The organism is Pseudomonas sp. RL_15y_Pfl2_60 (assembly GCF_963970595.1).
Classification (GTDB): domain Bacteria; phylum Pseudomonadota; class Gammaproteobacteria; order Pseudomonadales; family Pseudomonadaceae; genus Aquipseudomonas.
Genome location: NZ_CAXAOE010000004.1, coordinates 294,660 through 307,662 on the forward strand (window position 1 = coordinate 294,660; position 13,003 = coordinate 307,662).

General features: G+C 56.6%; 9 protein-coding genes. 5 read left to right on the forward strand and 4 right to left on the reverse strand.

What is annotated here, in order from left to right; all coding sequences use genetic code 11:
* Positions 1-154 precede the first annotated feature (154 nt).
* The gene (locus AACY26_RS13050) at positions 155-1,048 is read left to right on the forward strand and encodes an oxidoreductase (protein WP_339514671.1); all 894 of its coding nucleotides are present in this window, start codon (positions 155-157) and stop codon (positions 1,046-1,048) included.
* A 117-nt stretch (positions 1,049-1,165) separates the two neighbouring features.
* Here AACY26_RS13050 and guaA read toward each other — a convergent pair whose 3' ends face one another.
* Together guaA and guaB are read right to left on the reverse strand one after the other, a co-directional pair.
* Positions 1,166-2,746 carry a glutamine-hydrolyzing GMP synthase gene (gene guaA, locus AACY26_RS13055; RefSeq protein ID WP_339514673.1) on the reverse strand — a complete coding sequence of 527 codons (1,581 nt, stop codon included), beginning with the start codon at positions 2,744-2,746 and terminating at the stop codon, positions 1,166-1,168.
* A 128-nt stretch (positions 2,747-2,874) separates the two neighbouring features.
* On the reverse strand, positions 2,875-4,344 hold the full coding sequence (gene guaB, locus AACY26_RS13060) for an IMP dehydrogenase (RefSeq protein WP_339514675.1): 1,470 nt from the start codon (positions 4,342-4,344) through the stop codon (positions 2,875-2,877).
* 354 nt (positions 4,345-4,698) lie between these two features.
* Between guaB and AACY26_RS13065 the strand changes: the two genes are divergently transcribed.
* On the forward strand, positions 4,699-6,786 hold the full coding sequence (locus AACY26_RS13065) for a TonB-dependent siderophore receptor (protein ID WP_339514677.1): 2,088 nt from the start codon (positions 4,699-4,701) through the stop codon (positions 6,784-6,786).
* A gap of 93 nt (positions 6,787-6,879) precedes the next feature.
* Entirely contained in the window at positions 6,880-8,820 is a 1,941-nt protein-coding gene (locus tag AACY26_RS13070; RefSeq protein ID WP_339514679.1) for a DEAD/DEAH box helicase, read from the forward strand.
* Here the strand turns inward: AACY26_RS13070 and stpA are convergent.
* A complete protein-coding gene (gene stpA, locus AACY26_RS13075) occupies positions 8,809-10,077 on the reverse strand; it encodes a glucosylglycerol 3-phosphatase (RefSeq protein ID WP_339514681.1) in 1,269 nt (422 codons plus the stop codon). The genes AACY26_RS13070 and stpA overlap by 12 nt on opposite strands.
* 247 nt (positions 10,078-10,324) lie before the next feature.
* Here stpA and AACY26_RS13080 point away from each other — a divergent pair, with 247 nt between their 5' ends.
* A complete protein-coding gene (locus AACY26_RS13080; protein ID WP_339514683.1) occupies positions 10,325-10,936 on the forward strand; it encodes a hypothetical protein in 612 nt (203 codons plus the stop codon).
* Positions 10,937-10,959: 23 nt separating this feature from the next.
* Here AACY26_RS13080 and AACY26_RS13085 read toward each other — a convergent pair whose 3' ends face one another.
* A complete protein-coding gene (locus tag AACY26_RS13085; protein WP_339514685.1) occupies positions 10,960-11,511 on the reverse strand; it encodes a sugar ABC transporter ATPase in 552 nt (183 codons plus the stop codon).
* A 112-nt stretch (positions 11,512-11,623) separates the two neighbouring features.
* Between AACY26_RS13085 and xseA the strand changes: the two genes are divergently transcribed.
* The gene (gene xseA / locus AACY26_RS13090) at positions 11,624-13,003 is read left to right on the forward strand and encodes an exodeoxyribonuclease VII large subunit (RefSeq protein WP_339514686.1); all 1,380 of its coding nucleotides are present in this window, start codon (positions 11,624-11,626) and stop codon (positions 13,001-13,003) included.

A 13,003-nucleotide genomic window follows, 5' to 3' on the forward strand; every position in this document is an offset into this window, starting at 1 on the left:
GCAAGGAGACACCGCAGCAGCAAACCAAAGGCTCGCCCCGGACAGCCATATATGCCCAGGGTAAGCGCTAATCGCACCTAAACACTTGATCTAGATTGGCCAGAGCCGCATGGTTGTCAAAGCAGAAAATGACGATCAAGGCAGGATGATAACGATGACGCCTGAAAACCCAAGCATTGCTCTTATTGGCCCCGGGGCAATAGGCACGACCATTGCCGCGGCGCTGCATGAGGTCGGGCGTACGCCGACGATCTGTGGTCGATCAGCGCTCAAGCAACTGGAACTGCGCCACGACGGTGGCCGCATCCTGGTCCCCGGCCCGGTGTTGACTGACCCAGCCTCAATCAAAACCACATTCGACCTGGTGTTCGTTGCGGTCAAGGCAACTCAAATCGAGGCGATAGCGCCTTGGCTTGAGGCGCTGTGCAGCGAGAAAACATTGGTTTGTGCGCTGCAAAACGGCGTTGAACAAAAAGATCTTATCGAGCCGTACTTATCCGGCAACCAGGTTCTACCCTCGGTGGTGTGGTTCCCCGCACAGCGCGAACCTGATTCATCGGTGTGGCTGCGCACCAAAGCCCGCCTCACCTTACCGGACACCCCAGCAACCGAGTTGGTGGTCAATGCATTGGCAGGCACATTGTGTTCGGTCGATGTAGCGCCTGACTTCACCTCTGTCGCATGGCGCAAGCTGCTGCAGAACGCCGCCGCTGGCTTGATGGTTTTGACAGGTCGCCGCGCAGGCATGTTCGCCAGAACGGATATCAGTGAGTTGGCCCTAGCTTATCTTCGCGAATGTCTTGCGGTAGCCCGTGCCGAAGGCGCGGTGCTGAGCGATCAGGTACCGCAGGATATTATTGATGTATTTCGCCGCTACCCTGCCGACCAAGGCACCTCGATCCTCGCCGACCGATTAGCTGGCCAGCCGCTGGAATGGGACTGTCGCAACGGGGTTATCCAACGCCGCGCCCATGCTCATGGCATCCCGACACCGATCAGCGGCCTGATCGCGCCTCTGCTGGCGGCTGCCAGCGATGGACCGGGTTAATACTTCAGTCTGGAAAGTAATCAATTGCAGCATTGCAGTGGCTGATTGCCCAAGAACGCAAAAGCCCGCAATTACGCGGGCTTTTGCTTATTCCATCGGCCTGGACCGACTGCAGGATCACTCCCACTCAATGGTCGCTGGCGGCTTGCTCGATACGTCATAGGTGACGCGTGAGATGCCTTCGATTTCATTGATGATGCGGTTGCTGACTTTTTCCAGCAGCTCGTAAGGCAGGTGTGCCCAGCGTGCGGTCATGAAGTCGATGGTTTCAACTGCGCGCAAGGCTACAACCCAGGCGTAGCGACGACCATCGCCGACCACGCCGACTGATTTGACCGGCTGGAATACCACGAACGCCTGGCTGGTCTTGTGGTACCAGTCAAAGTTACGCAGCTCTTCAATGAAGATATGATCCGCACGACGCAGCAAGTCGGCGTATTCCTTCTTCACTTCACCGAGGATACGCACGCCAAGGCCCGGACCTGGGAATGGGTGGCGGTATACCATGTCGAACGGCAAGCCCAATTCAAGACCGATCTTGCGCACTTCGTCCTTGAACAGTTCACGCAGTGGCTCGACCAGCTTGAGGTTCATTTCCTCTGGCAGGCCGCCAACGTTGTGGTGCGACTTGATCACATGCGCCTTGCCGGTCTTGGCACCAGCAGACTCGATCACGTCCGGATAAATAGTGCCTTGGGCGAGGAACTGGATGTTCTCCAGCTTCGAGGCTTGCGCATCGAATACGTCGATAAAGGTGCGACCGATGATTTTGCGCTTTTTCTCCGGGTCTGCTTCGCCAGCCAGATTGTCGAGGAACTGCTTTTCAGCATTGGCGCGAATCACTTTGACACCCATGTTTTCAGCAAACATGGCCATCACTTGCTCGCCTTCGTGCAAGCGCAGCAGGCCGTTGTCAACGAACACACAGGTCAGTTGATCGCCAATCGCTTTGTGCAGCAAAGCCGCAACCACCGAGGAGTCAACGCCGCCAGACAGGCCGAGCAGCACGTTGGCATCGCCCACTTGTTGACGCACCTGAGCGATGGCGTCATCAACAATGTTCGATGGCGTCCACAGTGCTTCACAGCCCGCGATATCGAGCACGAAGCGCGAGAGGATACGACCGCCCTGCTTGGTGTGGGTCACTTCCGGGTGGAATTGCACACCGTAGTAGCCGCGGGCATCGTCGAACATGCCGGCAATCGGGCAGCTCGGAGTGCTCGCCAGAACGCTGAAGCCTTCAGGCATGGCGGTCACTTTGTCGCCGTGGCTCATCCATACATCGAGGCCGAACACACCGTCGTCATCGACGTGGTCTTCGATACCGTCGAGCAGGCGCCCCTTGCCGACCACATCAACGCGCGCATAACCAAACTCACGGATGTCAGAACCGAGCACTTTACCGCCCATCTGCTCTGCCATGGTTTGCATGCCGTAGCAAATCCCCAGAACCGGTACACCCAGCTCAAAAACAGCTTGCGGGGCACGCGGGCTGTCAAGCTCGTGAACCGATTCAGGGCCACCCGCGAGAATGATGCCGCGCGGCGCGAATGCGCGAATTTCGTCATCGCTCATGTCGAATGGATGCAGTTCGCAATAAACCCCGATCTCACGCACACGGCGGGCGATCAATTGGGTGTACTGGGAGCCAAAATCCAGAATAAGGATGCGATGGGCGTGAATATCAGGGTGAGCCATAGCCGTCTCTCGTAGCGGAATCCACAAATGACAAGGGCTGAGTAAACAGCCCCGTATTTCTTAACCTATATAAAATCATTTTGCCGCAACGCGAGCGCAGTAGCGTCAAAAGGATTTTCAGAGGTTCCTTAGCCAACGCGGTAGTTTGGCGCCTCTTTGGTGATCTGCACGTCATGCACGTGCGACTCAGCCATACCCGCACCAGTAATGCGAACAAACTCAGGCTTGGTGCGCATGTCTTCAACGGTTGCGCAGCCGGTGTAGCCCATCGATGCACGCAGGCCACCCATCAACTGGTGGACGATTGCCGCCATCGACCCTTTGTAAGGCACACGACCTTCAATACCTTCAGGCACCAGTTTCTCAGCGCCAGCCGAGGAGTCCTGGAAGTAACGGTCGGACGAGCCTTGCGCCTGTGACATAGCGCCCAGCGAGCCCATGCCACGGTATGCCTTGTACGAACGGCCCTGGAACAGTTCGACTTCGCCCGGCGCCTCTTCAGTACCGGCAAGCATCGAACCGATCATCACGCAGGATGCACCAGCAACGATGGCTTTGGACAAGTCACCCGAGAAGCGGATGCCACCGTCAGCGATCAACGGCACGCCAGTGCCCTCAAGGGCTGCAGCAACGTTAGCCACCGCTGAGATTTGCGGTACGCCAACACCGGCAACGATGCGCGTGGTGCAGATCGAGCCTGGGCCAATACCGACTTTAACGGCATCCGCACCTGCTTCAACCAGCGCCTTGGCAGCGGCGCCCGTGGCGATGTTGCCGCCGATGACCTGGATCTCAGGGAAGTTTTGCTTGACCCAACGCACACGATCAATAACTCCTTTGGAGTGGCCGTGAGCGGTGTCGACGATAATTACATCAACCCCGGCAGCCGCCAACGCAGTAACGCGATCGCCGGTTTCCGGGCCAGTGCCAACTGCAGCGCCAACACGCAGGCGCGCCTGGTCGTCTTTGCTGGCCAGCGGGTATGCCTTGGCTTTCTCGATGTCCTTCACCGTCATCATGCCCTTCAACTGGAAGGCATCGTTGACGATCAGGACTTTCTCGATGCGGTGCTTGTGCAGCAAATCGCGGACAACATCTTTGTCAGCGCCTTCTTTGACCGTGACCAGACGCTCTTTTGGCGTCATCACTTCATGGACCTTGGCGTCCATGCGGGTTTCGAAACGCACATCACGGGAAGTGACGATGCCGACCAGGTCGCCATTGGACAACACAGGCACACCGGAAATGTTGTTCTGGCGCGTCAGCTCGAACAGGTCACGCACCGTGGCATCCGCCTCGATGGTGATGGGGTCCTTGACCACACCTGCTTCGAACTTCTTGACCTTGCGCACTTCGGCAGCTTGCTGCTCGATGGTCATGTTCTTGTGGATGATGCCGATGCCGCCTTCTTGCGCCATGGCAATGGCCAAACGCGCCTCAGTAACAGTGTCCATCGCAGCTGAAAGCAAAGGAATATTCAGCTCGATTCCACGAGTCAGGCGAGTCTTGAGGCTGACGTCCTTCGGCAGAACATCGGAATAACCGGGAATAAGTAAAACGTCGTCGAAGGTAAGAGCTTCTTGACTGATACGCAGCATGGCGGGGGCTCCCAGACGGGAAAATAGGAAGCGCGCCATTATACCCAGCAGCGGCCCTCCACTCAATGCAAACAAGCAAAGGATGCTGTGAAAAGGTGAAATTAGATCATGCGGGCTATGGCTGGTTAGCCTTGGCTAAGTTACCAAAAGCTGAGCAACAGCAATCAAGTGCTCTCTTGCACCTCGTTTAAGCGCCTGTGACCTTCGCATTCTTGACCCACTGGCGCGCGCCTCTAGATCACATGCCGCCCTTCCCTGACCCATGGAATTTAGATGCCGGACAAGAGGTTAGTATTTGAGCGCTAAAAACACATACAATAATGATTCTCAATAACATAAAAGAATTAACCACCAATGCACTTGTTTCGCATCAGCAAAATCACCGCCCTTGCTGCACTCACGCTCGCCCCGCTTTCAGCTAAAGCTGACACCGCACTCGAATTACCGGGCCAGCAGGTAACCGCTCAGCAACAAGCCGGGCCATACACCAGCGACACCGCCAGCACTGCAAGCAAAAGTGCAGTGCCCATCATGCAAGAAGCGCAAGCGGTACAAGTGGTGACAGAACAGGTGATCGAGGATTTTCAGGTCAATAGCCTGGATGATGCGATGAACTTCGTCAGCGGCATTACCCAGAGCAATACGCTGGCTGGCAGCCAGGACGGCTTTGTTAAACGGGGTTTTGGCAGCAATGCTGACGGCTCGATTTTGCGCGACGGTATCCGCTCCAGCCTATCCCGCAACTTCAGCGCCACCACCGAGCGGGTCGAAGTCCTCAAAGGCCCCGCCTCTCTTTTATATGGCGCACTGGAGCCCGGCGGCTTGATCAACGTGATCAGCAAGAAGCCCGAATACCTTTGGCACAGCCAGGTCAGTGGCGAAACCTCCAGCTTCGGCGGCGGCAACGCCATGATCGACATCACAGGCCCTGTAGCCGATAGCGGCTTGGCGTTTCGTTTTATCGCCGAGCGCCAGCATGAAGATTACTGGCGTAACTCGGGCGAGGATGAACATACGCTTATCGCCCCGTCTGTGAGTTGGACCGGCAATGACCTGACGTTGAGCCTGGCGTACGAGCACAAAGAGTATTCGACGCCACTTGATCGCGGTACGGTGATAGTCAATGGCAAACCCGCCCATGTTGATTACAACAAACGCTTCAGTGAGTCCTGGTCGAAGGCCGAAGGCACTGATGAGCTGGTCACGGCCAAAGCCGAGTATCAGCTCAACCCCAACTGGCTGACCCGGCTGACCTACGGCTGGAACCGCGAAGAATATGATTACAACGAGGCGCGCCCGGCATCGCTCGACGAAAACACCGGCGACCTCACCCGCCGCGCCGATGGCAGCGAACACGACAACCAGACGCAATACCTGGCGTGGGACTGGATTGGTAATTCACAGTTGTTTAACCAACGACATGACGTACTGATCGGGGCTGACACCGAACGGGTTGATAACTTTCGTGGCGACACCTATCGCGGGCGCAACAGCACTGGTTTCAACATCTATAACCCGCAATACGGCAACCTCGATGAACCGTCTTTGATCAGCCAAACGCAAAGCGATCGCAGCGACGAACTGCACTCACAATCGGTTTACTTCAAGGACAACTGGCATCTGGACGATCAATGGATTGCGGTGCTCGGTGGTCGCTATCAACGTTTCGACCAATATGCAGATCAAGGCCGTGGCGATGAATACGTAAAAACCACCGATCGCACTGACAACACCTTCTTGCCCTTCGCTGGATTGGTTTACCAACTTAACCAACAGGTGTCGCTGTACGGCAACTACAGCCGCTCGTTCGTACCTAACTCATCCGACGCAGATACCGGTGAATCCTTTGACCCGGAAGAAGGCCGCAGTTATGAGCTGGGGATCAAACTTGACCTCGACAGCGGCTTGACCGCCAGCGTTGCCATGTTTGACATCGAAAAGGAAAACGTCGTCGTCAGCAATAACGGTCGCTCTGAAGCCGCCGGTAAAGTTGGCTCGCGCGGTCTTGAAGTAGACATCAACGGCCGCATCGCCGAACGCTGGAACCTGCTTGGCACCTACGCCTATACCGATACAGAAATCAAAGACGACCCGCAGAACCAAGGCAACGAGCTGGTCAACGCCGCTAAAAACGTCGCCAGCTTGTATCTCTCACATGATCTCGATATCAACCCTGAAACGGGCAGCTGGCGTATTGGTGGCGGTGCCCGTTATGTGGGTGAGCGCGCAGGCGACAATAGCAACTCATTCTGGCTCGACAGCTACACCGTGGCCGATGCCTTCATCGCCTGGGACAGCACATTGCTGGGCGACAAGACCCGCGTTCAACTCAATGTGCGCAACCTGTTCGACCAGCAATACTACCCATCGAGCGGCGGCAACCTGCGGGTCAATGTGGGTGAGCCGCGTGAAATTCGGCTCCAGGCCAGTGTCGACTTGTAGGCATGCAAAAAAGCCTAGGCTGGCAGCCCCCTGCCAGCTTACAAAACCCTTATGATTCAGCGCCGCAAATGATCAGCCCGCTGGAACCTTCGAATGTTGTCCGCTGTTAAACGCTACAAACTCAAATTATCAGGCGCCCTGGTCCGCTACTTTCCGCGAACCGCCGCCTACTTGCGCGCAGAGGATGGCAGCCTGCTGCGCCACAGCACTGGCGCAGCAAAGTCTCGAAGCAAAAATCCGGCTAACCCCAAAAGCGAAACGGCGAATAAACCGCGTAAAGCTGCCAGCGCTTCCCCTAGGAAAATAGCTGAAGGTATCTACGGGCCCGCACGGCTGCCGATTGCCGAGCAACTGGCCCAAGCCATGCGCGATCAAGTCAACAAGGCAATCAGTGCGGGCGTGGTCAGCCAGCCATCTGATGAGCAGTGGGCAATGATACTCAGTGATGCACCACTGGCCCGCGTTTTTGCCGGCGCAGGCTCAGGCAAATCAAGCACTCTGCTGCTGCGCCTGGTGTTTATGTTGTGCCACATGCAGATCAAGCCCGAGCAGCTGACGGTAATCTCGTTCACCAGCGCCTCATGCGAGCAATTGCGCAAGCAGTTGCTGGATCTGCTGAGCTTCTGGCAATACCCCTTTGACCAGAATCAGGCGCGCCAATGCGTGCGCACCTTCCACTCGGCCATGGGCACCCTGGCAACAGAGTTGCTGGGCAAGCCCAACTGGTTTGAGCAGCTTAACGACAAAACCGCCAACCCCAGCGAGCTGGATAATCCGCTCACCGCATCACGCTTGGGCGCCGCCCAGCAACGTCTCCTGAAGCAGGCCTATCAAGCCTGCTACAGCGCAGAGTACGAATTCCGCCAGCAGGTTCACCAACTATTGAGCTTGCCAGCCCCGCCTCCCGTGCCGGACAACGCAAAAGCCAAACCGGCAGGCAAAGCGCCGCTGGATACTTACAAGCTAAAAGGCGAGTTCAGCCCTGCTCCCTTGTTTGAAGCTTTTTACGCCCAGATAAACTTTATCCAGTGCATCGGCATTCGCATCGCTGAGCTGGACCCGGCAAAGCTGCAATGCAGCGCGGGCGAGCGTCTGTTCATTCAAGCATTGGTGACATTCAACAGTTACTTTGAAGCCGCGTTAAAAGAACAAGGCCTGCTCAGCTTCAACCTGGCCTTCGAACAATTAACGCAGCTATTTAATGACAACAAAGGCGCATCGGCCAGCGCAGCACTGGAGCCGTTCAAGCATTTGTTGATTGACGAGTTCCAGGACATTTCACCGCAAATCGTGGCCTGGCTACAGGCTGTGCAGCGCAGCCTGGCCAAGCAAAAACAAGCGGTTAGCCTGATGGCCATTGGTGATGACTGGCAATCGATCTATGCCTGGCGTGGCAGTTCGCCGGAGTTGTTCATGAATTTCGATAAACACTTCCCAAGCAAAGGTAAATCGAAGAAAAGCAGCGTGCTGCTGATGAGCACCAATTACCGTTCGATCGAACCCATCATCACGGCAGGCGAACAGGTGTTGAAGGGCGTTGAGCTCAAGCAAAACAAGACCAGTAAGGCGTTCAGGGCCACGCAGCCCGGCGAGCATGGGGTCAAGGTCATCAGCCGCTTCGATATTAACCGGCGCTTGCCAGAGCTGCTTGAACAAATCAGTGAGCAATGCAGTTACGCAGCCGAGCAACACAAGCCAGAAAAAACTGCCGTTCTGTTATTGAGCCGGGCCAATCACACACTGAAAACCATACAGGCGCAGCTCGACAAAAAGCTGCCGGTCAAGGGGTACACCATCCACCGCGCCAAAGGCCTGCAAGCGCAGGTTGCAATCATTGTCGACGATTGCAAGGCGCCGGATAGCTATCCGCTGCGCAACGCGCTCTATGCCTACTCTGGCTATTTTGTGAACAGTTACGACCAGGCCATGCGTGGCGAAAGCCTGCGCCTTGGCTACGTCGCAATCACTCGCGGCGTGAGCCGGGTATTCTGGTACACGCAAAAGGTGCAAGGCGCTACCCAGCTACTTGGCTAAACGCTCGGCCAGCTCGCAGAAAAACTCAACATACTGCTGATGACCGCCACTGAAGATCACGTCCAGGCGCAACGGGTCGGCAGGATCACTAATGCCTTGCAGCGCTGGCCAGGGTGCCAACGCTGGCTCAGCGATGCGCCGTCGCAACAGCTCGGCATCGACCCCGGGGCGGCGTACTTCACCTGCGCTGCTGTCGATATAGACGACCTTGTTGTCACTGCCGAAAGTCTCGCCCAAGGCCTGCACCAGATGCAGAAAACCGCGATCACTGCCGCCTCGGAGGAAGGCTTGCGAGCCGGGCTGCGCAATTGAGCTGACAGTGTCGCCAACCCCGACGATTCGCGGCATCAGTTGCGGATCAAATTTATCCGAGGCTAATTTGAGTAATTCCGCCTGGCTGTGTGGCGCTTGGCGCGCATTGAAGTCTTCGCCAAGCGGGTAGCTTGCGGTTTGGGCAAAGTAGTAGTGGTTGAGCAGCACCAGCAAACCAACTTCCTTGATCGCGCCACTGAGCATGAACTGGAAATCGGTGGTGCCCGCATTGTTATCACCGCCCAGCTTGAGGCGCTCATGCCCCGCTGCATCACGCCCGGAGTTGGGGGCGTAGTGGGTGAAGAAGCTCGCGCCCAGCCCCTGCTCGGCCGCCTGCCTGTGCAGGTCGGTCATAAAGGCGGCGATATCCTGTTGTAACTGTCCGTAGATATCCGGTTGAGTCTTGAAGTGCTGGTACAGGACATTGATATTCAGTGTTGGCGAAACCCGATTATCCAGTACAGCCGAGGCCGCCAGCTCAGTTATCAGCTGCGTATCAAGCTGATACGGCTCGCTCGCCAGCAACGTCCGCAAATAAGATTCCGACTTGGCCGGTACTTGCTGCAAAAAATGCAACTCGGCTTCACTGATCCCCGGATGCGATACCTCGGCAAAGCGATCCTGAAACTGCACCCCGCCCGCTGCCAGACCCGGCAAGTACAACCCGCGCTCACGCGTTTGCGCGGCATCGCCCACGCTCTTTTCGACAATACTATTCACGCCGCGCCGGCCAATGTGCTCGCCGTTGGTCAATACATAAAAGCGCCCGGCCAGTCGCGCGGCGGCTTCGATGTAATCACGCCCTATCACTCGCGTCAGCGGGTCACGCACCAGCCCCATGCACACGCCGTCAAGATCTTGGACAATCAACAGACGCTCGGTTGCGGCCAGCGAGTTGAGCAATTCGGTGGAGTCGAGGGAATACCCTGTTTGATAATCAACCATCGTTCTATCTTACGTGCTGAGTCCTGCAGCGCCAAACCAGCCCCCACCCGCAATCTCCTTGGAGAACAATACATCCGAGGCAATAATTGATTTATTCGCTTATTTTCAGGGTTATAGACTAACTTTATCTAGGCAATCCCTAAGCAACCGCTGAACCGCAATCAAGACATTCTGAATACGCTTGAGTGCGCCATGGAAGACATCACATATTTATTCGCACTGCATAAACTGCGCGCTGGAGAGTTCGATGTTCAAGTTTCTTAAAACGACTGCACTCGGCGGAATCTTGTTTATTTTGCCGCTGATATTGATTGGCGTGCTCATCGAGAAAGCAGTTCATCTTCTGCGCGGCCCGATCAGCAAAATGCTGCCGGTGTTTGACCATCACAGCGTCGCAGGTATTACCGCGCTGACGCTTACAGCGCTGCTTGCACTGTTGCTGCTGTGTTTTCTGGCAGGTTTGCTGGCCAAGACCAGGGCGGCAAAGCAGGTCCGCGACTCCATAGAAGACAAACTTCTCGACAATGTACCCGGTTACCGCTTGATCAAAGACACAATGGCGCGCATGGCTGGGGTTGAAGAGGAGGTCAATACCCAAGTCGGGCTCTATGTGGATGGCGATATTGTGCAGTTCTGCCTGATTGTCGGCAGTGCGCCTGACTGGACCTCGGTGTTCATTCCGGATGGTGGTTCTGCTGGCCTGACGGCTGGCGGGGTACAGATCGTTCCTTCGGCGCATGTCCACCCGACCGAGCTGAGCTGGTTTGAGGTGCTCAAATGCCTCAAGCGCAATGGCCACGGTAGCCTGGAACTGGCTCAACCCTGGCTGCCAAGGTCGCAGCCAAGTATGGACGAGTAAGACGATACATCCTGAGGAAACCGTTAGAGGTCGACTCGCACCACACGTACGGCGTAACCCAGGCGCTCGGCAAATTCATCGACAAATGCCTGTTTGAACACGGCATCGGCCCAGTTATTGAAGATAAAGCCCAGGTTGGAAAATCCGCAGGGCTGCAAGTACAGAAACCCATTGATATCGTCTTCATGGCGGCATTCGGGGCATATGAAGTTATCAGTGTGCCCCGGCATCCAGTTTTCAAGACTGTCGAACAACGCCTCGCCAATCTCCTGCCTGCATTCAGGACAACCCGCTTCCTCCTTGAAGTCTTTTTGCGGGGTAAAAATGCAGCGCCGGGTGACTATCTCCAAGCCATTGACCGGCTGAGCAAAGGGCAATAGCTCCGGGTGCTCGACCACACGCCGCGCGCCAGGCGCAATGGCATAGGCCATCTTCTTGAACGTGCGCCCGCAAGTAGTCATTTGCTCTTCAATAATCTTTTGCTGCACCAGCCAGCGCACAATCAAGCGTGCCCGCCCCTCGTGGCCCGGAAAGCTGGATATTTGCGGCACAACTATGGCTTGCTGGTCGTTCATTTCACCTGCTCTGCTGAAGTATTCAATCAGTAAAAGCCGCGCAGCTTAATCGCGCCAGTTTCTGGGTCAAGACAATCTACCGACGACGGTTTAAAGCCTTTATCATGCGCCCATGATTAAAGATCCGTTCCAACGTTTAGGCCTCGACCGCGAGGTGCTGAGCGTCAGCCAACTCAATAACCGTGCGCGCCTGCTGCTTGAGGACGTGTTCGGCGGCATTTGGGTCGAGGGTGAAATATCCAACCTGGCCAAGCCAGCCTCGGGTCACATCTACTTTACCCTTAAAGACTCTCAGGCTCAGGTGCGCTGCGCATTGTTCCGACAGAGCGCAGCCCGGGTTCGCCAGGAGCTGCGGGACGGCTTAGCGGTGAAAGTACGTGGCAAGGTGTCGCTGTTTGAAGGCCGGGGTGACTACCAACTGATTCTCGATACCGTGGAGCCCGCCGGTGATGGCGCGTTGCGTGCGGCATTCGAAGCACTCAAGGCAAAGCTCGGGGCCGAAGGCTTGTTCGCAACAGAGCGCAAACTCGCCCTGCCCAGCCACCCAAAGCGCATCGGTATCATCAGCTCCCCCACTGGCGCGGTAATTCGCGACATTATCAGCGTGTTTCGCCGCCGTGCTCCGCAGGTTGAGCTGGTGCTGATCCCAACCGCCGTACAGGGCCGCGAAGCCACAGGACAAATCGTGCGGGCCTTGCAGCTTGCCGATAAACAGCAATTCGACGCGCTGATTCTGGCGCGCGGCGGTGGTTCGCTCGAAGACCTTTGGTGCTTTAACGAAGAAGTGGTAGCGCGGGCGATTGATGCCTGTATCACCCCTTTGGTCAGCGCGGTTGGCCACGAAACAGACGTCTCGATCAGTGATTTTGTCGCCGACGTTCGCGCCCCGACGCCCTCCGCTGCCGCCGAACTGCTCGCCCCGGACAGCTCGGAGCTGGTGCAACGGCTAAGCAACCTGCATCGTCGCTTGGTGTTGCGCCTGCAAAGCCGCCTTGAGCGCGAACGCCTGCGCCTGGAAAGCACCAGCCGCCGCTTGCGTCACCCGGGTGAGCGGCTGCGCCAGCAAGCGCAGCAACTGGACGATCTGGAAATGCGCATGCAACGCGCATTTGAGCAGCAATTCAACAGCCGCAAAGAGCGCCTGGCGTATTTGGACAGACGGCTGATCACCCAGCACCCTGGCCGCAATCTGCAACTGCTGCGACAGCGCCTCGACAGCTTTGCCCAGCGCTTGCCCAAAGCCATCAACGACGCTCTCAAGCAGCGCCGCTTGCAGCTTCAAAGCCAAATGAAAACCCTCAACGCTGTGAGCCCGCTGGAAACCCTCGGCCGTGGCTACAGTATTTTGCTCGATGACAACAACCGAGTGGTGCGCAAGGCGGCAGACACCCAACCTGGCCAACGCCTGAAAGCCAGGCTTGACGAAGGAGAACTGGCTGTTCGTGTCGAGGACAATCACGTCACTCCGACCACCTTGTCGCTGCTGGATTAA